Here is an 18,938-nt window from a genome sequence, read left to right as displayed (position 1 = left end):
AATAAAGTGGCGTATTGTGCGCTAATGCAGGGAGAAAACCAACTCCCAGGGCATATACCAAAGATTCGCCAGCACCATTAGCAACAGCGAACACCAGGTTGCGCTCATACCTGAACGGCGCCAGCGGAAGAGCCGGTGGTGGAATCCGTAATAATGCATCAGTCGTCCGGCAATCAACATCAGCCCGCAAATATGCACCATCCACGTCTCTGCGCCGTTCATTTCCATAAATAACAGCAGCACTAACGCGACGGGAATATATTCCACCGCATTACCGTGAATGCGGATAGCGCTTTGCAGTTCACTAAAACCTCCATCGCCATAGGCAACGCGATATTGCATGCGCAGGCGAACGACGTCAAAGGAGAACTTTATTAACAATAACGCACCCAATACGGCATAAAGCGCGCTTACCATACAAACTCCCTTTACTCGTCATACTTCAAGTTGCATGCGCGGTGGCTGTACTCGCTCCCCTCAGTCACTTACTAATGTAAGCTCCTGAGGATTCTCTCCCTTGCCATCTTCCTGCAACTCGAATTATTTAGAGTACGGTTGGGTTGATGGCACTGACTATGATAGGTGGCATTTTCAGAAAAGAGAAGATTGCTGTGGAATAGAGGGTGCTGATCCGATCTCTGGCAGGGCGCTGCGTAAATCTGTCCATAGCGTATCAACAAGCTCCGGGGCCTGCGCAATGTCCGGCGTATGCAAAAACAGATACGGCGTCGTGGTGCGTTGCCATAGCGACAGCTTGGTCAGCCAGACGGCAAAAAGATCGCTGTTTTGTGCCATATTATCGCTACCGATAAAGCGTACCATCGGATGGTTTGCCGTCACTACCGCATGCACCGGAACCTTCGGTTTCTTGCGCTGGGCGTCACGTATTGCTTCAGTATGCGGGATTGCGGCATGCACCGGGCGGCTGTCCAGCATTAGCAAGGTCTAAATACACCTATTATTTCAGATGGTTCCTAAACTCGATGCTAGTGGTTATGATAGACAGAAATGTAAGATTTCCGAGGGTTAGCTATGAGTGATGGGTGGTTAGATTCTACTATGCAAGCAATAAACGATAGGATTAAAAGCCCATTATGGGGATATATCATTCTTGCATGGGTATGGTTCAACTGGCCTAACTTAGCAATGCTCTTTATGAGTGATGCGCCTGTTAAGTTTCGAATAGATTATATCCTGTCTCAGGAATTTTTTTATGTACATTATCTGTTAGCACCTATCTTTTGCGGGAGTGTGCTAGCTGTTATTACTCCTTATGCTCAATGGTTACTTTCTCATGCTCAAAAATGGGCTACAGATAAACACAGTGAAAATATCTATCTTTCAAAAGAAAAGGAATATCGTGATTCAATCAAGTTAACAGGTTTGAAGGTTCAGGCAGCCAGAGAGGAAGAGAAAGAAAATGCTAAAATTGATGCTGATATTAAAGCAGAAGTAGAGCGTGGTAAACGTGAAGAGCTAGTCACAGAAGAGCTTCAGACAGTAAAGGAACAAATACTTAAAGAGATTAGCAACTTAAAAGAATCAGTGTCTATTGAAAAACAAACCATTGAAAATATAGCAAAAGAAAAAGAGAGACTACAGGATTTGATTGTTGCATCACTTGAAGTAATGGATGACTTCTTTAAAGTTGATGATAGTCATTCATTGCAGCAATTGAAGAGTAGGGCAGAAGAACTTTTTACAGTTTCAGATATAGAAACATCTACCATACGTAATGCACTACGACATAAAAAAGAGCTAACTTCATCACAGACAATGAAAATGTTAGATATGGTAGAGGCTAAAATTAAAAAGGAAAAAGAAAAAGCTAATAATATAGAGTCGAATGAATTAATTAACCAATAATGCTATACCTGTTATTTACAGGCATTATCAGGTTGTACCAACCCCTATAACTATGCAATTTAACGGTAGATTCCTAAGTATTTATGCAGTAATACACGGATTCTATGCAGTATCAGCACAGTCTCTTTTTAGAGTAACTTATTGATATCTATAAAAAATCTGTACAATCTCTGTTTAGAGAAAACTGTGTCGTATCAGTCATCCCTCTCTCGACTCCTAGAAAAGTGCTATATACAGGACTATATAACGCTATCTAGATGCTTGGTAACCTAGTTTACAGTTGCAAGAGGTAACAATCAGCTACGTGAAAGTTATAGTTACCTTGTCAAATCTTCGTAGTCCCTTCTTAAAAAATAGTGAAAGGTAGTCTTGTTAGCTATGTAAAATTCACGTAGATGCTTCTTTGTCAAGGCTCAATTGAAATGTCCGTTATCCAGCTCAATTAAAATGACCACTTTGATCTCTCATTCTCTTTACTGATAGACTTTCCTCCGACTGAAACAACAGGATGATTGAGCCCATGCTTCGATACGAGTTAACGCCGAACAATGCAGGTTTTATACTGTGGGGAGATTCAGAAGCCCTGAATGAATTACATGAACTCATTCATTACATCGTGGATGAAAGCCCACTGATTAAAGTTAAAGACGGATTTATGTTATCCCTTGCCTATGATATTCGTAAAGCACGGGAAGGTAATCGTCGTGTTGAGCAACATCAGTATGATCAACATGATACATATAAGCTTTATGGTGTTGAGCTTTTATGGCCTCTGGTCCTGGTACAGTCCTCAATACTCAGAAACTCAATGGGTTATATTCAGACAGACAAAAACCAGCTGTCTGTCATGTATGCCTTTGAATACCTGATAGAATCAGCATTAACAGAGTCTGAGAGAACAACGTCGAATGATATTATGCTAACAGTAAAATATGCATCAGACTCTGATTTTAATTTCATTGAGGATAATATTGACAGCAGGTGCTGCTATTTTATCAGCCTATCTCCGGAGCAAAGAAAAAAGCAGTTAATCAGTATTGTTCGTTCTTTTCATTCATTATGGGGTAAGTATGCCCGTGAAAAGCAGGACATAAAGATGCTGAACGAAATGAATAATACATCATGGGTCTGGCCGGACAATATCAACTGGTGAGCAACCACTGTCCGGCCAGTGAGTACCATCAGCGGGCTCTTTTACCAAAAATGTCCTCTGAACGTGACTGAAGCTGTTTGAGTGCTTCGAGCATGTCATCATTATCCAGTGAGCGCTGGGATTTCTTCCCTTCCTGCTTTGGCCGTCGTCGGGAAGGGCCATCTCCAGCGGGAATTGACTGAGAGCGCGTGTTATCCCGCTTGCTCTGCACCAGACTGATAAACTCCAGGGTTCGGCCAAGACGCTTGTTATCGACAATCGCGCCCTGGTCGATTTCTGACAGTCGGTCGTAGGTAGAGTAGGGAAGTAGCGTACCGTTCAGGCGCAGCTCTTTTCTGCCATCAGGATAGTGATACACATCGATATATTTACCTATTGCACGGCGACTCAGTTCGCTGTCTTCAATCAGGTACAACATTTTATCATATTGTATCGTCAACGATTTTGAGACTTTACGTTTTTCACGAACAGTGAAAATAAGCCCCAGGTCCTCATCATGTTCTACAGCACGGTGTACGTCAAAATCATGTCGCGGTACTTTGCCAAAACGGCGGTTATAGTCAGCCATATAGGCCTCAGCGAAGTCATTTGCAGCCTCCATTGAACAAATGCCCTGTAACCGCAGCTCTTTGACCAGACGATCCTGTAAAGTGAGGTGAGCTCGTTCTACACGCCCTTTGGCGGGACTGGTTTCTGCACAGATAGTCTGGATGTTCAGTTCATGCATGGCTCGCCCAAACTGAGTATGCCCGTCTCCGCCTGTGGCGTGTTTATTGTTAACACGAAAAACACCGGCTTTATCGCTGTACAGTGCCAGCGGTTTACCATGCTTATCGATATAGCGCCGCGTGGCTTCGAAGTAAGAAAACGTGGACTCCGATTTAACAAACAACAGTTCCATCAGTTTGCTGGTTGCATCATCAACATAGACCAGCGCGGTGCAGGCCGGGCCACGGCCTTCAAACCAGTCGTGATCACAGCCATCTATTTGTATCAGCTCACCAGTACACGGACGCCGGTACCGTGGTTGAGGGATCCTTGCGGCACGTTGTTTACGGGGAACCCATAAGCCAGCCCGCACCATGATGCGCCGGACAGTTTCTTTGCCAAGAAACAGTCCGTGGAGTTCTTCGAGCTTTTCACGCGCCAGAGTCGGACCGAAATCAGCATAACGCGTCTTGATCAGTTCCAGAGCCTGATCTGCGAGCCCGGGTGGCAACTGGCGGTTACCACGCATGCCACATCGTCTGCTGGCCATACCAAGCGGTCCGCCTTCACGGTAACGGGCAAGAAGTCTGCGGCATTGCCTGTCGCTGATACCGAGGTGCTCGGCCGCACGGCGCGTTGTGATGCGACGTTCAATGACGTCCTGTATAATCTTGATCCGGTTGATCTCTTTCAAAGTAAACACTCCTGAGCTTTCTGCGCTCATGATATGCCTCCCGGTAGTTTAAACGGACCAGTGAAGCTTACCATAGCGCGGACATCTGAATTGAGCCACAGGCGGACATTACTATTGAGCCATTACATTCTTGGTACGCGAAAGAGTCATTATGTTAAAAACACGCTGTATGTATATCAGTACTGATTTATAAGGGTTTGTCTTTTTTGAGGGGAAAGGTCTGGATAGATATGTAAGAGGTGTTCTTTTAAGTTATTGATGTAAAAGGTTACATAAGTTTGTGGCTGTTACAGGGAAAGCTGGAGAAGTCTTCACAGAGCTATAAAATGTTACAGCTATTGATAGGTGAAAACTTCTTTAAAGTTCTAATTAGATGTGAATGGGGTTTTGTTTGGTTCCTTGCAGGAATCCTCGAAGGAAGTCAATGATATTTTAACTGCTTTTGCAAAGGGGGTGCTATATCGTGAATGTACCGTACCAAGCAGCCATAGACCTGTGACAGATATTTTTGAAGATTATCGGGAAGGGGAAATGAAGAGGGGCTGATACGATTTTATAAAAAATTTAGAGGCTGGATAACTCCTGTGCAGATTTTATACAATCTTATCTAACATCACAGGAAGCTCTGTAGTGAGTTTTAGAGCTATTTTCAGAGTGCTTAAGGTGATTGCCTAAGTTATCCAATACAGGGGCTTAGAATCGCTTAGAATGCGTCTGGTGAAGCCTGAGAGATATGTTTTATAGGATTCGATAGAAGACTATCTCATAGAGTTTTTCTATGAAGTCTGAGACTGGTTATCTCTATATAGAACTCTTAAGAGGCTTTTAAGAAGAGAGAAGAACCCAGAAAGATGAGTCTGTTTAACGGAGTCTTTTAAGTATCTTTTAAAAGGGTAAAATCTTGTCAAGACCTTTGTCAATACCCCTTAGTTCGATTGCTTAATTTATAGCCAAACAGTGGTTACACTGTGAAATAGTTGTTGCAATATATAATCACATCTGGTATAGTTTCTATATGGGCTGATAAAAGAACTCAGAACATTAAGAGGTTTCAACGTTGGGAGGCGTCAGAGTATTGACGGATTTTCACGGCCTCTTATTCATTCAAGGCTTTCCTTTTGCTGTTAATACTCGCGTAATCGCTTAGGTTTCTGGGTTCCTTTATCAGTCCATCTTCTAATTTAATTCACTCCCTCTAGGGTTGGTCACTATACGTGGTCAGCCCTTTCTCTTTTTGATTTTTAAAAAGGAAAATGTAATGGAAAAATTTCACATGTTTGATGACCGTATTTATCAGATGACTAAATCTATCAAAGCAACTGACAGGATTATTTACACGGTTATGATGAATGAACAAAAGTATTATGTTGGCAAAGGTCAGTATTACACGCCGTCTTATGCTCACCTTGGGCAGTATGCAGGTATTTCCAGAACTTCAGTTATTGAATGTATGAAGAGACTGGAGAAACACGGTCTGATTAAGAAAACCAATATTGCAAGTAATCAGTGCATCATTAAGGTCTGTTCCCTAGATGAAGTACCGGAAGTTTTAACAGAACTGACAGCTAAGGAAGCCAGAAAAGCAAAGCTTGATTCTAAGCTTACAGAGTCAGTCAAGAAAGTTTACCCACTGAGTCAAGAAAGTTTACCCACTGAGTCAAGAAACTTAACTCAGTCAGTCAAGAAACTTGACACGTATAATAACGGTAATAACAAGAAAGAACTTATTAATAACACTGAAGGGAACCTTGAAGAAGAGTCTATTAAGAAGGGAGCTTCGCTCTGTGATTCACATGAATGTGATTCTCTTGGTATTGAAGAGACTGTTAAAGAGGCTTCTAAACAATCTGACTTAGATGACCTTGAAGTAAGCTCTAAAGAGGCTTCTAAACAAGATGAAGTAAACTCTGATGTGACTGCTATTAGTGACCAGAAAGATACACCTTGCCCCCGCTTCGAATCACCCGAAGATGAACTACCAGACATTGACCTTGATGAAGAAGACTCTGAAGAGGAATTAAAGCGCGAACAGCGTAAAGCAGCAATTAGAGCGAAGTTTCAGAAGGCAAAAGCAATCAATAAGATTGACAATGAGTTACCAGCTTTTAATGATTATTATAGCGGTGACGATGACGACTTTTCTTTCACACCAAAGAAGAAAACAGTTAGTGAAAATAAGAAGCAAAGAATCAAACCTAAGATGTACTATGCAGGTGGAGGTATTCAATGAGGGAATACAACGGTGGCAAGAAATACAAAGATTATCTACTAAAGCGTTATAGCATTTCTCGTGAAGGTTACTTGATGAAAGATACTCATGGGGAGGTTTACCGGATTCGACCGAGAAAGGAAGGAAAGAACTATTTCTTCTATGACGGCGTGACAGGTTTAAAAGTTGATGCTTTGAAGTTTGCTGTATTGCATCATTATGATTTGTGGGTAACGAAACAGCTTAAACTTAAGAATGGCGACCCTAATAATCTGAAGGCAACGAACATTATTGAAAAACGCTGGTGACTAACCACCAGCAAATTTATCATCACTATGTTTTATCCTCACTATCTGCTGAAGCAGAAATTTCAGTATTGAAAAATTTAACGGTCAGCTTGAAATGACTGCTCTTGGTAATAATTAACCGGAGAAGCCTGTAAACCAATAGCACCACCAGCACAATAAAACCCAAACCCGCGAATCTATGAGATTCAGAAATTAATCTTAGTAAGTCCATTCAAACCCCTTATTTGGGGAATGGCCTGTATCAGCCCTATAACCATATTAGCATGTAAATGAATTGTTGACAAGTTGTTATAAATATGTTAAAGTTAGTTATAAGCCAAAGATTTTAAGAAGGAAATTTTTAATGAGACACACAGTTACACGCCTTTTGCCAGAGGCATATTCTAGACTGGCAGCAATCAAAGACAAATACCCAGCCATGAGCCACACAGCGCTTATTGGTGAGGTTCTGAAGGAACACACAGCCCTTACACCATTTGACGCTATCAAGGACGTTGCAGAGGGTTCTAAAGCCATCCGTATCACCGTAGAGCAATTGGATGAACTGAGAGCACAAACTAAGGTGACCGGATGCACAATGATTCAAGTCCTGAGTGATAAGGTTTGCAGGCTGGCTGATAAATTGGGGGTTTAATGTGTTACAGGTTCCAATATTCCACACTCGGTAATCATTTAATAAGACAGAATTTAGCAGATGCTGAATTTGAAGATGTGACCCTCAAAGCAAACAAACGATTAAAACCCTCTCAAATCCACCAGCTTAAACACAAATTAATGCCACTGGTGACACTCGACTATAACGACCCTGAACAACTTGAGCAGGGAATTAAGCTTATTTCTGAATGGGGTGCTTGATGAAAACTATCACAGTACGACTTCAGACTAATAAAGCATTTCGTTATTTTGAAAACTTGCTTGAGTTATACGAAGGATGGGGAAACATCCACAGCGATGATGATATCTATCTTCAACTATTAAGCCCTAACCGTTCTCTGAAGACTCCAGTTAAACGAAGCTGGTTAAAAGACTACGGTCACCAGATGGGGTTATTAGTCTCAGACTTGAGCTAAAAACTCTAAAACATATCTCTCAGGCTTTACCAGACGCACTCTAAGCGATTTTAAGCCCCTGAATCGAGTAACTTAGGCAATCACCTTAAGCACTCTGAAAAGGGGGTTAAAACGTCTTAGAATGCGATACAGAAAGGATTTAAGAAATGAACGAATACGAATTACAGATTTTTGTTGATACTGACACCGTGACCATGATTCAACACTTCACTGATGCAGGTATTAGCATTGACTTTGACAGGTTGTTAGAGCTAATAGCTGAGAACTCAGAAAAAATTGAAGATTATATTCAGTCGGTAGAATGTGACGAGCCTCGAATGATGCTACCAATTACAGACAGCAACATGAAGCGACTTGTTATCAAAGAAACAAACAAACTTAGCGTTAGCCCTGAAAAATACATGAAAGCGGCTATTGCGATTTTGTACTCTGACAATATTTTTCAACTACAAACAAACGAGGTTTTGCATTAATGAAAGTACAAATTGACATGAGCATCAAAAAGTTCAACTTTGAAAAAGTTTTTGAACAGGTTAAAGGTGATATCTGGCAGTTTAAGAATATCACTATCGGTGAGCCTGTAGGAGTTATTGAGATTCCCGATACTCTGATTGAGAAAAACAGTGCCTACTTTACATCTCCTGAAAATACCGTCAAACGAGTTATCTTAGCAGCAAAGAAAAGAGGGGTTCTGTAATGGATTTGGTAATTGCTTGGACGTTGCTTGGTTTATTATGTGGTTGCATGATTGGTAACGCAGTAAATAAGAATTGATGTTACCAGAATGTTAAAAATGTGTTTGACAAATAGCGTTAAGCATGCGAATATAGTTATATAGGGAGAGCAATTCTCTCTGTTTATATTTCAATCATTCTACATCTAAATAGCTGCGCGGAATAGTAGATCACTGAAAGGGAACTCAGCCCGGATTGTGCGATCTGATCAATCGCCAAACCAACCAAAATCACCAACCGGACTGAGCGATGCCGATCATAGTACCAATACCCCGTGGCGAACGACGCCTGATGCAGAAAGCTATTCATAAAACGCGTGATAAAAATCATGCCCGCAGACTCACGGCCATGCTGATGCTTCATCGGGGTGAACGGGTCAGCGATGTTGCCAGAACTCTCTGTTGTGCCCGTTCATCCGTTGGTCGCTGGATTAACTGGTTTACGCACTCAGGTATTGAAGGCCTGAAATCCTTACCCGCAGGGCGCTCCCGACGCTGGCCTTTTGAACATATCTGCACCCTGTTACGTGAGCTGATAAAGCATTCTCCCGGCGATTTTGGTTATCAACGTTCACGCTGGAGCACCGAATTACTGGCAATAAAAATCAATGAGATAACCGGTTGCCAGTTACATGCAGGAACCGTTCGCCGCTGGTTGCCATCTGCGGGGCTTGTATGGCGCAGGGCCGCGCCAACTCTGCGTATCCGTGACCCACATAAAGATGAAAAGATGGCGGTAATCCACAAAGCGCTGGATGAATGCAGCGCAGAGCATCCGGTATTTTATGAAGATGAAGTGGATATCCACCTTAATCCTAAAATCGGTGCGGACTGGCAGTTGCGCGGACAGCAGAAACGGGTAGTGACGCCGGGGCAGAACGAAAAATACTATCTGGCCGGCGCACTGCACAGTGGCACGGGTAAAGTCAGCTACGTGGGCGGCAACAGCAAAAGTTCAGCGCTGTTTATCGCTCTGCTGAAGCACCTGAAAGCCACTTACCGGCGGGCGAAAACAATCACGCTGATCGTTGATAACTACATTATCCATAAAAGCCGCGAAACACAGCGCTGGTTGAAAGCAAATCCCAAGTTCAGGGTAATTTACCAGCCGGTTTACTCGCCGTGGGTGAATCATGTGGAACGGCTATGGCAGGCACTTCATGACACGATAACCCGTAATCATCAGTGCCGCTCAATGTGGCAGTTACTGAAAAAGGTCCGCCATTTTATGGAAACCGCCAGCCCATTCCCCGGAGGAAAACATGGTCAGGCAAAAGTGTAGCGGTATTAGGCGCAGCTATTTAGTGGATAATATGTTTGAGAGTGCAATGCTTTCATTATGGCTTCTTAATCCCACATTTGAGAGGTCATCTTAAAACCATTTAACTCTTGATAATCCTTACAGGTAAGTGGATTCGGTAGAATCTACCTCATTAGCCCTAAAGTTAATTAGGGTATTTCTTCAAGTGCTTTTGTTAGAGAGTCTTTGAAGAAAGTCTTCACCTGCCTTTCATTTTAAGAAATCATCCAGCCCTTCACAGAAATGTTTAGGGCTTTTTCGTCAAGTACATTTGGTAGCTTTGGATAATTCGTAGTTGCCTTCTAAGTGTGGCTACTGAGTGTACTTCACGAAAACTTAAATACACACTTAGAAGGAAATTTAAAATGACTATTCGCAATGAGTTTGAAAAAGAAATTGATAACAAGCCACTAGCTATTAACTCAATTGGTAATAGTGCTCATCCAGTACATAAACAGCAAGAAGCAATTGCTGATAGAGTTGCTAAGGAAGAATGGGAACGTAAGACAGCAATCCCAAGCGAAATTATCAATGTTTATCCTGAACCAACTGAGTTGCCTGATATTTGTAAGAGTGAAGCACTGTTAAACCTTGAGCGTGAATATTACCCATTGATGAAAGAACAAAGAATTAAGCTTGACTCTGCTTACGACAATGTCAAGAACTTTGAAGAAACTGAGAAGCCAACTGATTTTGATATTGAAGTGGAAATTAGACAAAATCCATTCGCGTATTACTCAATTGAAGATAATGATGGTTTTGGTACAGCAAGAGAGAATGTTTCAAAGGTTCTTCAGAACATCCCTGAAGGATTCCGTTTAATTGATGTTAGACCAGCTTCACGCGGTACAGGCTCATATATTTTATTGTCTGATAAAACAGATGAAGAGATTTGTCAGTTAGCTGAAAAGAATCTACTTGAGCGTCATAGCAAACAATTAAACAGATTTAAGCAAGAACTTGCTAACCAGCTTAAAACTATGAAGATGCTTGTTAGTGAATATGAAGACGCTAAGAAGGTTGCTATGCAAGCTGATATTGAGCAATTAGTGAAGATTTCTAGCAAATATGCAAAGGCTATTTGAGGTGAAGAATGAGTCCTATTTTTTATATTCTTAGAAAGAAGTTTGATGCTATCGATGAGATTACCGGATATCTTCGTGAATGTATTTACGAAGGTGAGACTCTGGAAGATTTAAAGCTTGATGGTCGAGATGACTTAACTTTCCTGATTAGGGATGTTAATCGGGATATTGAGCGATTAAGAGATAGTTATAATCCACCAGGAATTACTGAAATGATAGACTTTGATGATGGGACAAGAACTATTAGAGTAGCGATTGGTGGGAATTACATCAGGGACGTTACCAGTAAAACTAACGAAGAGTTACTTGCTGAATTTAAAGATGACTATCTAAAAAATCTCGATTCTTATCAGGCAGAATTAGATAAGCGGTATCGGGATTTAGCTGGAAAAGGCTACTTAATAGAGGAATTGCTGGACTCCTAATTGAAACTAATGTGAGGTGATGAATGATTGATTTACAGCAACGTTATGAAGTTATTAAGTCGGTTTGTGAGAATTTAAAGCTTCAGACCAAACCAAAGTTAAGAATTAAAAGCAAACGTCAAGTTATCACCTCACATAAACCAAAGGTTAGAAGGATTCCTTCATGGTGTATTGACCGTGTTCCGGCTGATGCTCAATTAATCGGTGAGTCTGGTTCTTACACTTATATCCTTCATTAAAAATTACAAAGGGGAGAGATTAGCCTTGATTGGTTAGTCTTTCCCTTTTTCGTATATAAACACTTAAAGAGGTGAAATATGAATAATGAGCAAGTTTACAGTTGATTCGTTTGTCGTTGAATTAGGTTTCAATGAAAACGTTATTAAGGGATTGCAACGAGTTGAAAAACTCGCTATGCAGTCAGCTACAAAGATTGAACGTAATTTAAATAAAGCGTTTAAAATTAACCCAAAGAGCATGGATAAGGATTTAACGGCCTCTTTGGGGAATATGGAAAAGAAGATTAACCAGACCTTTAATAGACTGGAAGAAAGAGCTAAAGCTACTAAAGCATTTCGTTTTAAAACTCAGGTTGAAGAAACTGTTAAAGCAGCAAGGCAACCGCGAATTAGTGGTAGCCGAGCAATCACAGCAGCGCATAGTGCTAAATAGCTGCGCCTAATACCGCTACACTTTTGCCTGACCATGTTTTCCTCCGGGGAATGGGCTGGCGGTTTCCATAAAATGGCGGACCTTTTTCAGTAACTGCCACATTGAGCGGCACTGATGATTACGGGTTATCGTGTCATGAAGTGCCTGCCATAGCTGTTCCACATGATTCACCCACGGCGAGTAAACCGGCTGGTAAATTACCCTGAACTTGGGATTTGCTTTCAACCAGCGCTGTGTTTCGCGGCTTTTATGGATAATGTAGTTATCAACGATCAGCGTGATTGTTTTCGCCCGCCGGTAAGTGGCTTTCAGGTGCTTCAGCAGAGCGATAAACAGCGCTGAACTTTTGCTGTTGCCGCCCACGTAGCTGACTTTACCCGTGCCACTGTGCAGTGCGCCGGCCAGATAGTATTTTTCGTTCTGCCCCGGCGTCACTACCCGTTTCTGCTGTCCGCGCAACTGCCAGTCCGCACCGATTTTAGGATTAAGGTGGATATCCACTTCATCTTCATAAAATACCGGATGCTCTGCGCTGCATTCATCCAGCGCTTTGTGGATTACCGCCATCTTTTCATCTTTATGTGGGTCACGGATACGCAGAGTTGGCGCGGCCCTGCGCCATACAAGCCCCGCAGATGGCAACCAGCGGCGAACGGTTCCTGCATGTAACTGGCAACCGGTTATCTCATTGATTTTTATTGCCAGTAATTCGGTGCTCCAGCGTGAACGTTGATAACCAAAATCGCCGGGAGAATGCTTTATCAGCTCACGTAACAGGGTGCAGATATGTTCAAAAGGCCAGCGTCGGGAGCGCCCTGCGGGTAAGGATTTCAGGCCTTCAATACCTGAGTGCGTAAACCAGTTAATCCAGCGACCAACGGATGAACGGGCACAACAGAGAGTTCTGGCAACATCGCTGACCCGTTCACCCCGATGAAGCATCAGCATGGCCGTGAGTCTGCGGGCATGATTTTTATCACGCGTTTTATGAATAGCTTTCTGCATCAGGCGTCGTTCGCCACGGGGTATTGGTACTATGATCGGCATCGCTCAGTCCGGTTGGTGATTTTGGTTGGTTTGGCGATTGATCAGATCGCACAATCCGGGCTGAGTTCCCTTTCAGTGATCTACTATTCCGCGCAGCTATTTAGTATGAGTAAGCTTGGTGATGTTAATCCGCTAATGGCGAAAATGTTTAAAGCACAGTATTACAGCTTAAGCGGTAAGGCTGGTAATATTGGAAATGAAAAGTTTAATGTTGAGCTTGCAAAGCTAAATCAGTCTCTTCGTGAAGCGCTGGGTAAATATAGGTCACAGACAAAGACCACCAACATCAATAAAGTAAATGATTCCTTTGGTAACTTAGCAAGTAATGCAATTAAGTTATCAGGTGCATTCTATTCTGTAATGGGTGCTCTTAACGCTTACAAGAGCATTATGAATGCTGGTTTGAAAAGAGATTCAGCACAGCGAGCAGCTAAATTTGTTCTTGGTGATAAAGCGCCTGAAGCTGAAACATTTATCAGAGGGCTGGCTGACAAGACAGGTTTAAATATTAGTGAAGGTTTATCAAGCTACGCTAAGTTTGCCGCTGGTGCTCAGGGTTCTATGTCACAGGATGAGACACAACAACTATTTGGTAATGCAACTGCTATGAGCCGGTTAATGGGGCTTAGTAACGATGAGCTAAACGGCATTTTGAAAGCTTTTGAGCAAATGGCGAGCAAGGGCAAGATTCAGGCTGAAGAACTTCGTGGTCAGTTAGGTGACCGTATGGCAGGTGCATTTAAACTATTCGCTGAAGCATTGGGTATGACTGCTACAGAGCTTGATGCAGCCATGAAAAACGGGAAGATTCTTTCCGCTGATACTCTTCCTAAAGTCGCTAAACAGATGGGCTTGATGATTGATAAAGCGGGTGGCTGGGCTGAAGTCGCTAAGAGCACTCAAACCGCTGTAGGGAAGCTGGCTAACAATTGGGATGATACGCTTGTTAAAGTCTTCTCAGGTTCACAGGATGAGTTAAACGGCTTCTTATCCAGCCTAAGCAGTTTGCTTAGTGAAATGGGTATGGTTAGCGGTTCTGCTGGTGATGCTATCGGTGGACTTATCAACATGCTTAAAAATGGTGTTGATGATATTCGTGCGTTCAATAACAAACTTGAAGGGTGGATGCTTCAGGTTAAAAAGTTCTATTTCACTCTTGATGATGCACAGCAAAAGTTAATTGATGGTGCTGGTGAGAAACTACTTAATTTCGTCAAAGGGCTTACTATGGCGTTATCAGTGAAAGCAGTAGCAAGTTCTACGGCAGGGGTTTTAAATCTTGTCAGAGCAATTACAACGCTTGGAGCAAGAGCTAATCAGGTTGCTGGACAGGTAACTTCACAGGTTGGCGGTAAAGGTGGGAGATTTAATGGTGTAGTTGGTGGTGTTGGTACTGCTGCTGCATTTGGTTTCGCTAATGATGGAACTGAATTAGCTTTAGCGTTTGCCTCAATGATTCCACAAATTAGAGGTGTTACTCTTGCATTGTATGCGCTGAAGAAAGCCGCTAATTATGTTAATTCAGAGTCAGCTAAAAACGCTAATCTACATCCTTCTGGTGTCGGTGTTGGAACTGATTTTAACTCTGCTTATTCTGGTGACCCTGATAAACCGAATGAAATTAATGAAGGGTGGAGTCGAATTTTTAGTTCAGTGGGTGATTTTTTGGATAATGCAGCTTTGAATATTGCAAGATTCCAGCATCCAGAACTAAACAATATCACTCAGAACAGTTTGACAAGTTCAGATATTCAGTCGCTACGGAATGAAATTAATGCTTTGAGTAAACGTATTCAGGAGCCTGTTAAAGTATCTCTTGGTGGTGAGGTTGCTATTAAACCAGACCAAGATAGCTTTATTAACTTCAGCAGCAATATCTATGATAATTATGCAGAGGCTACTTTAATTAGCTCAAGCTATCCAGAAGACTAATAATTTAACCGTGTGCTACGTGAAAATTAAAAATTACGACCTATAACTACTCAGGTGTATTCACGTAGCTCACCCTTAAGAGGAATACAACAATGTTTGACACAAAACAACTTAGATATAGTGGAAAGGATGGAGTTTATTTCCACCTTAGAGATAATGTAGATGCTTTCTTAACATTATCTGCAACTGAGAATGTGGAATATGATTCACCTATGATGGTGACGACTCAAACAATGCAGAGTGGACAGACAATCACTGATAACGTCCAAAGCGCACCCAAGACAATTTCTATCTCAGGTGTTGTAGTAGTAGGTTCAAGCGGTTCTATTATAAGAACCAGACAAGGTCAATTAGTCGAAAACTTTATTTCAACTGTAGAGACTTGGAGAGACCAGAAGCAAATTATTTCAATCGTCTGTAAAGATGGTATTAAGATTGATGACTCTGTAATTACCCAATTCAAAGCTTCTAAAGAACACACAATTTCTAACGGTCTACGTATTCAGATGACCTTCCAAGAAATTAACTTTAAAGCCGTTGTAGGGACTACAGATGTTAGTGCAGCAACTGGTAAAACATCCACGACTAAAGATGACGGTGTAACTTCTAAGAAAAACACTGGTAATACTACAACATCTTATGGTTCACCAATGTTATCTTGCAAAGAGTTAATGCAGGTAACAGATTTGTCGGGCTATTCACCAGAAGGAAGAAGCAAGATTCTTGATGCTCAAATTAGTTGTAATAAGTCTTGGAAGATTGACTATTCAAATCTTTCTAAAGAAGAAACAACCAGCATTCAGAAGGCTAATAATGAAGCTGGTCGAGTCCTCAAAAAGTATTCTATAAATCCTAACAAGACTTACCGTTAAAGTGAAAACTCATCGATATCTAATAACCCCTTAGAAGCAATCTCAGTAAGCGACTGTATAGCCTCTGTAACAGCTTCTGAGGGGTTTTCTGTTATGGGTAGGTCAATTACCTTACCGTTGTGAAAGACAACCTTGCAACGCTTATTAGTAGTGTCTAAGACAGCTTCTTTAACAACACCACGAATAATCAATTGTGCTTCAATCCTTCCTGCCTTTGTACTCAAATCACAATCAGACAAAGAACCAGTATCAATAGATTTGATTCGCTGATTCTCTTTTCCAATGTCAGATTCAATTAGTGACAGGTCGCTTTTAAGCTGTTTAAGCTTGGAAGTGATAGCCGTCATATCATCAATTATAAGCGACAACTCCACCAGCTTTTCAATATTCTTAAGAATCCCTTCGCGCTGTAATTTTAAGGTGTCAATAACATTTATTTGTTCTGGTTCAAAACGGTCTATACGAGAGAGTAGAGTAAGTAATGTTCCGTCTGTCTGTTTTCTTGATAATCCCTTGGCATTACAACGGTTTTCTTGCTTACAGGGACAACGGTAAATACCATGACGTTTTTCAGTAAATCCATTAATAATCAAAGTATGACCACATTCAGAACAACGGATAACACCTTTGAAGAGGTTCACAGCCATAGGATTTTCAGAGACAGGCTTCCTTCCATATCGACTATAAGATAATTGCTGAACCCTATAGAAATCAGTCTCAGGAATAATAGAAGGGTAATAACCTGCAATCTCTTCACAGCCTTTAGGGGTGAAGTAACCAATTACAGAACGATTCTTCAAAAGGTCTTGTACAGAAGTTTGACCAAATGAACCCGCTTTATATTGGTTTAGTGTTTGGTGACCTTCAGCATTAAGAGTCCTGACAATATCCCAGATAGACTTACCCTCTAGCCGTAGCTGAAAGCATCTCTTTACTGTCTCTACCTTCTCAGGGATTACAGAGAAGCTTTTACGGTCATCATTAAGCTTGAGCCATGCAGGACAACGCTTAGAAATCTTGATACCAGCTTTAGCCTCTTCCTTCTTTGCATCCCATGCAGCTTGGATACGTTCAGATTTACGTAATGATTCCTCATGTGCTCTTTGCATTATCAGAATGCTTTTAATCAAGGCTAACGGGTCTTTAAGAGATTCCTTTGTGTAATGTTCACCATCGGACAGGGTGACTACATCTACACCAGAGCGGAGAATGTTTCGTAATAGCTCACTTGCTTGGTCTACATCTTGACGTGACAGACGGTCAAGGGATTCTATCAAGAGCGTATCACCAGCTTTAACAAGCCCTTTCTCGATAGCGGTTAAGAAGTCACCTAAGCCACCTTGTAAGTGTTTACCAGTGAACCCGCTAACGCCTAAATCACGAAAAGTAAGGGATTCATCCAGATAGTACTCAGGATGAGCCTTAAGCCAATCAGTGACCATCTTAGACTGTCTGCGGAGTGAGTCGCCTTTAGCTTGCTTCTCTGATGAGAAACGAATGTATGAAATGACACGTTTCATTGTTTACCACCTCAAAACTGATACCTAGATTGTATCGCTTTAGGTAGTGTATTTAAACGTGTCTATCTAAAATCACCCGGTTTACTCCACGCTCGTGTAAACCGCGATTAAATAGCTGCTCGGATTCGCCTTTGGCAAAAAAGTCTGGGTGGCGAACTTCCACACCGTAGGTAAAGGCATTCGGGAGCTCATCGAGAAACTGCCACAGGGCAGGCAGATCGCGTGGGCCAAAAGTCGCGGGTAATTGCAGCCAGTATTGTCCAATGCGCGATTCCAGCGGCGACATGCGCGTAAAAAATTCCTGTACCAGGTCATCACAATTACGCAGCGCAGCCTGATGCGAAATGGTCGCCGGAAATTTAAAACAAAATCGAAACGCATCGGTGGTCTGTGCCTGCCAGCGGGCAACAATATCGGATTTAGGCAGCGCATACAGCGTGGTATTGCCCTCCACGCAGTTAAAGTGGCGGGCATACTCTTCAAGGCTGGTGATCCCCAGACGCACCCATTTTGGATGCGACCACTGGGGTAAACCGATATAAATCATAGCGCTTGCAGAATCTCCTCCACGCTGCGAACGCGCGCAATGCGCGGGAAAATGTGGGTCATGCTGCCCTGGTGTTGCTCAGCACTGGCGGCGCTACAGGCATCCTCTGCAATGATAAGACTGAAACCCAGCTCCCACGCATTTCGCGCCGTCGACTCAACGCCAATGTTCGTCGAGATCCCGCACAGGACGATGGTATCAATACCCCGGCGACGCAGCTGCAATTCCAGATCGGTACCATAGAAGGCTCCCCACTGGCGTTTAGTCACTTCGATATCGCTGGCGCATTTCCCCAGAGAAGCTGGGTAATGCCACCAGTTTTCAGGTAACGCTTTTGCCGGAGTCTGAGCATCTACGGGTTGTTTCAGCGCTTCGGCGTAATCGTCAGACCAACCGACGCGCACCATTACCACCGGGGAACCGTGGGCACGGAATTTTTCCGCCAACTGCGCGGCGCGGGTAACCACATCATGTGCCGTATGAGGGCCGCCAGCGAAAGGCAGGATCCCTTCCTGTAAATCAATCACGACAAGGGCGGTTGTTTTAGCGTTCAATTCCAGCATGGTCACTCCAGTAATAAAAGAATTCCGTTACACCTTAATCGCGAATCAGTGTGAAAGGGGCGACAATTTTTGTTATTTTTTGTGAGATTACGCAATGCCCGTCCAGGAAACAGGCGTACAGTCAGTACAGGACTGAGAGTCTATCCCAGTAGGCTCTTATCGTGCGGCAGAATTTCCAGTATAATAGCCGCCTTTTTTCATTCAGTTGTGACATTCAGCTAAAGCTGCGACTTC

Annotated in this window: 18 protein-coding genes and 3 pseudogenes; 14 read left to right on the top strand and 7 right to left on the bottom strand. The window is 42.5% G+C overall.

Translation table 11 applies throughout. The features are described from left to right. Window positions 1-21: 21 nt before the first annotated feature. The gene (locus C2U43_RS15250; RefSeq protein WP_003833847.1) at window positions 22-417 is read right to left on the bottom strand and encodes an MAPEG family protein; all 396 of its coding nucleotides are present in this window, start codon (window positions 415-417) and stop codon (window positions 22-24) included. A gap of 174 nt (window positions 418-591) precedes the next feature. After that, window positions 592-939, bottom strand: a pseudogene (locus tag C2U43_RS15245) (DUF72 domain-containing protein); the annotation flags it as partial. A 93-nt stretch (window positions 940-1,032) separates the two neighbouring features. Here C2U43_RS15245 and C2U43_RS15240 point away from each other — a divergent pair. Together C2U43_RS15240 and C2U43_RS15235 are read left to right on the top strand one after the other, a co-directional pair. Then, window positions 1,033-1,866 (top strand): hypothetical protein, encoded by an 834-nt coding sequence (locus C2U43_RS15240; protein WP_233899541.1) that lies wholly within the window; start codon window positions 1,033-1,035, stop codon window positions 1,864-1,866. 520 nt (window positions 1,867-2,386) lie between these two features. Continuing rightward, the gene (locus C2U43_RS15235; protein ID WP_001567369.1) at window positions 2,387-3,019 is read left to right on the top strand and encodes a DUF6904 family protein; all 633 of its coding nucleotides are present in this window, start codon (window positions 2,387-2,389) and stop codon (window positions 3,017-3,019) included. Window positions 3,020-3,047: 28 nt separating this feature from the next. Here the strand turns inward: C2U43_RS15235 and C2U43_RS15230 are convergent, their stop codons facing one another. Then, complete coding sequence (locus C2U43_RS15230; RefSeq protein ID WP_001567368.1) at window positions 3,048-4,451, bottom strand: ISNCY-like element ISKpn21 family transposase; 1,404 nt, start codon at window positions 4,449-4,451, stop codon at window positions 3,048-3,050. A 1,228-nt stretch (window positions 4,452-5,679) separates the two neighbouring features. Between C2U43_RS15230 and C2U43_RS15225 the strand changes: the two genes are divergently transcribed. The 10 genes and pseudogenes from C2U43_RS15225 to C2U43_RS15165 all read left to right on the top strand — a co-directional run. Next, window positions 5,680-6,651: a helix-turn-helix domain-containing protein gene (locus C2U43_RS15225; protein WP_103285431.1), complete on the top strand. Its 972-nt coding sequence runs from the start codon at window positions 5,680-5,682 to the stop codon at window positions 6,649-6,651. Continuing rightward, a complete protein-coding gene (locus C2U43_RS15220; RefSeq protein ID WP_103285430.1) occupies window positions 6,648-6,938 on the top strand; it encodes a hypothetical protein in 291 nt (96 codons plus the stop codon). Before C2U43_RS15225 ends, C2U43_RS15220 begins: the two co-directional genes overlap by 4 nt. Before the next feature lie 343 nt (window positions 6,939-7,281). Further along, a complete protein-coding gene (locus C2U43_RS15210) occupies window positions 7,282-7,572 on the top strand; it encodes a hypothetical protein (RefSeq protein ID WP_103285428.1) in 291 nt (96 codons plus the stop codon). 582 nt (window positions 7,573-8,154) lie between these two features. Then, window positions 8,155-8,481, top strand: a complete 327-nt coding sequence (locus tag C2U43_RS15195) for a hypothetical protein (protein WP_103285425.1) — start codon at window positions 8,155-8,157, stop codon at window positions 8,479-8,481. Further along, on the top strand, window positions 8,481-8,705 hold the full coding sequence (locus C2U43_RS15190; RefSeq protein WP_103285424.1) for a hypothetical protein: 225 nt from the start codon (window positions 8,481-8,483) through the stop codon (window positions 8,703-8,705). The genes C2U43_RS15195 and C2U43_RS15190 overlap by 1 nt, the downstream gene beginning before the upstream one ends. Window positions 8,706-8,991: 286 nt before the next feature. Next, window positions 8,992-10,023: an IS630-like element ISEc33 family transposase gene (locus C2U43_RS15185; RefSeq protein ID WP_001395480.1), complete on the top strand. Its 1,032-nt coding sequence runs from the start codon at window positions 8,992-8,994 to the stop codon at window positions 10,021-10,023. A 383-nt stretch (window positions 10,024-10,406) separates the two neighbouring features. Next, a complete protein-coding gene (locus C2U43_RS15180; protein ID WP_103285423.1) occupies window positions 10,407-11,126 on the top strand; it encodes a transposase in 720 nt (239 codons plus the stop codon). Window positions 11,127-11,134: 8 nt separating this feature from the next. Beyond that, window positions 11,135-11,551 carry a hypothetical protein gene (locus C2U43_RS15175; protein WP_103285422.1) on the top strand — a complete coding sequence of 139 codons (417 nt, stop codon included), beginning with the start codon at window positions 11,135-11,137 and terminating at the stop codon, window positions 11,549-11,551. Window positions 11,552-11,574: 23 nt separating this feature from the next. Beyond that, window positions 11,575-11,790 carry a hypothetical protein gene (locus C2U43_RS15170; RefSeq protein ID WP_103285421.1) on the top strand — a complete coding sequence of 72 codons (216 nt, stop codon included), beginning with the start codon at window positions 11,575-11,577 and terminating at the stop codon, window positions 11,788-11,790. A gap of 85 nt (window positions 11,791-11,875) precedes the next feature. Next, window positions 11,876-12,217, top strand: a pseudogene (locus tag C2U43_RS15165) (tape measure protein); the annotation flags it as partial. Window positions 12,218-12,238: 21 nt separating this feature from the next. On the opposite strand, the gene C2U43_RS15160 reads toward C2U43_RS15165, so the two are convergent. Continuing rightward, window positions 12,239-13,270 carry an IS630-like element ISEc33 family transposase gene (locus C2U43_RS15160; protein ID WP_001752311.1) on the bottom strand — a complete coding sequence of 344 codons (1,032 nt, stop codon included), beginning with the start codon at window positions 13,268-13,270 and terminating at the stop codon, window positions 12,239-12,241. 105 nt (window positions 13,271-13,375) lie between these two features. On the opposite strand from C2U43_RS15160, the gene C2U43_RS15155 reads away from it, so the two are divergent. Further along, entirely contained in the window at window positions 13,376-15,202 is a 1,827-nt protein-coding gene (locus C2U43_RS15155) for a tape measure protein (protein WP_103285997.1), read from the top strand. A 92-nt stretch (window positions 15,203-15,294) separates the two neighbouring features. Continuing rightward, complete coding sequence (locus tag C2U43_RS15150; RefSeq protein ID WP_103285420.1) at window positions 15,295-16,074, top strand: phage baseplate protein; 780 nt, start codon at window positions 15,295-15,297, stop codon at window positions 16,072-16,074. Here C2U43_RS15150 and C2U43_RS15145 read toward each other — a convergent pair. The 3 genes and pseudogenes from C2U43_RS15145 to C2U43_RS15135 all read right to left on the bottom strand — a co-directional run bounded on the left by C2U43_RS15145 (window position 16,071) and on the right by C2U43_RS15135 (window position 18,704). Beyond that, window positions 16,071-17,594, bottom strand: a complete 1,524-nt coding sequence (locus tag C2U43_RS15145) for a recombinase family protein (protein WP_103285419.1) — start codon at window positions 17,592-17,594, stop codon at window positions 16,071-16,073. The genes C2U43_RS15150 and C2U43_RS15145 overlap by 4 nt on opposite strands. Before the next feature lie 64 nt (window positions 17,595-17,658). Further along, a pseudogene (locus C2U43_RS15140) lies at window positions 17,659-18,141 on the bottom strand (DUF72 domain-containing protein); the annotation flags it as partial. Further along, window positions 18,138-18,704, bottom strand: a complete 567-nt coding sequence (locus C2U43_RS15135) for a hydrolase (protein ID WP_103285417.1) — start codon at window positions 18,702-18,704, stop codon at window positions 18,138-18,140. The gene C2U43_RS15135 and the pseudogene C2U43_RS15140, both read right to left, overlap by 4 nt. Between the last annotated feature and the right edge of the window lie 234 nt (window positions 18,705-18,938).

Origin of the sequence: Citrobacter freundii complex sp. CFNIH9, assembly GCF_002903305.1 — a bacterium.
Taxonomy (GTDB): domain Bacteria; phylum Pseudomonadota; class Gammaproteobacteria; order Enterobacterales; family Enterobacteriaceae; genus Citrobacter; species Citrobacter portucalensis.
The sequence above is the reverse complement of the archived record's forward strand: the minus strand, read 5'-3'. Positions and strand labels throughout refer to the sequence as shown.

What these genes read in the sequence shown, in the direction of transcription:
- C2U43_RS15145 (WP_103285419.1), bottom strand. Translation starts at nt 17,594, where the DNA reads ATGAAACGTGTCATTTCATACATTCGTTTCTCATCAGAGAAGCAAGCT.
- C2U43_RS15175 (WP_103285422.1), top strand. Translation starts at nt 11,135, where the DNA reads ATGAGTCCTATTTTTTATATTCTTAGAAAGAAGTTTGATGCTATCGAT.
- C2U43_RS15195 (WP_103285425.1), top strand. Translation starts at nt 8,155, where the DNA reads ATGAACGAATACGAATTACAGATTTTTGTTGATACTGACACCGTGACC.
- C2U43_RS15235 (WP_001567369.1), top strand. Translation starts at nt 2,387, where the DNA reads ATGCTTCGATACGAGTTAACGCCGAACAATGCAGGTTTTATACTGTGG.
- C2U43_RS15150 (WP_103285420.1), top strand. Translation starts at nt 15,295, where the DNA reads ATGTTTGACACAAAACAACTTAGATATAGTGGAAAGGATGGAGTTTAT.
- C2U43_RS15220 (WP_103285430.1), top strand. Translation starts at nt 6,648, where the DNA reads ATGAGGGAATACAACGGTGGCAAGAAATACAAAGATTATCTACTAAAG.
- C2U43_RS15225 (WP_103285431.1), top strand. Translation starts at nt 5,680, where the DNA reads ATGGAAAAATTTCACATGTTTGATGACCGTATTTATCAGATGACTAAA.
- C2U43_RS15250 (WP_003833847.1), bottom strand. Translation starts at nt 417, where the DNA reads ATGGTAAGCGCGCTTTATGCCGTATTGGGTGCGTTATTGTTAATAAAG.
- C2U43_RS15190 (WP_103285424.1), top strand. Translation starts at nt 8,481, where the DNA reads ATGAAAGTACAAATTGACATGAGCATCAAAAAGTTCAACTTTGAAAAA.
- C2U43_RS15135 (WP_103285417.1), bottom strand. Translation starts at nt 18,704, where the DNA reads ATGCTGGAATTGAACGCTAAAACAACCGCCCTTGTCGTGATTGATTTA.
- C2U43_RS15160 (WP_001752311.1), bottom strand. Translation starts at nt 13,270, where the DNA reads ATGCCGATCATAGTACCAATACCCCGTGGCGAACGACGCCTGATGCAG.
- C2U43_RS15185 (WP_001395480.1), top strand. Translation starts at nt 8,992, where the DNA reads ATGCCGATCATAGTACCAATACCCCGTGGCGAACGACGCCTGATGCAG.
- C2U43_RS15180 (WP_103285423.1), top strand. Translation starts at nt 10,407, where the DNA reads ATGACTATTCGCAATGAGTTTGAAAAAGAAATTGATAACAAGCCACTA.
- C2U43_RS15240 (WP_233899541.1), top strand. Translation starts at nt 1,033, where the DNA reads ATGAGTGATGGGTGGTTAGATTCTACTATGCAAGCAATAAACGATAGG.
- C2U43_RS15230 (WP_001567368.1), bottom strand. Translation starts at nt 4,451, where the DNA reads ATGAGCGCAGAAAGCTCAGGAGTGTTTACTTTGAAAGAGATCAACCGG.
- C2U43_RS15170 (WP_103285421.1), top strand. Translation starts at nt 11,575, where the DNA reads ATGATTGATTTACAGCAACGTTATGAAGTTATTAAGTCGGTTTGTGAG.
- C2U43_RS15155 (WP_103285997.1), top strand. Translation starts at nt 13,376, where the DNA reads ATGAGTAAGCTTGGTGATGTTAATCCGCTAATGGCGAAAATGTTTAAA.
- C2U43_RS15210 (WP_103285428.1), top strand. Translation starts at nt 7,282, where the DNA reads ATGAGACACACAGTTACACGCCTTTTGCCAGAGGCATATTCTAGACTG.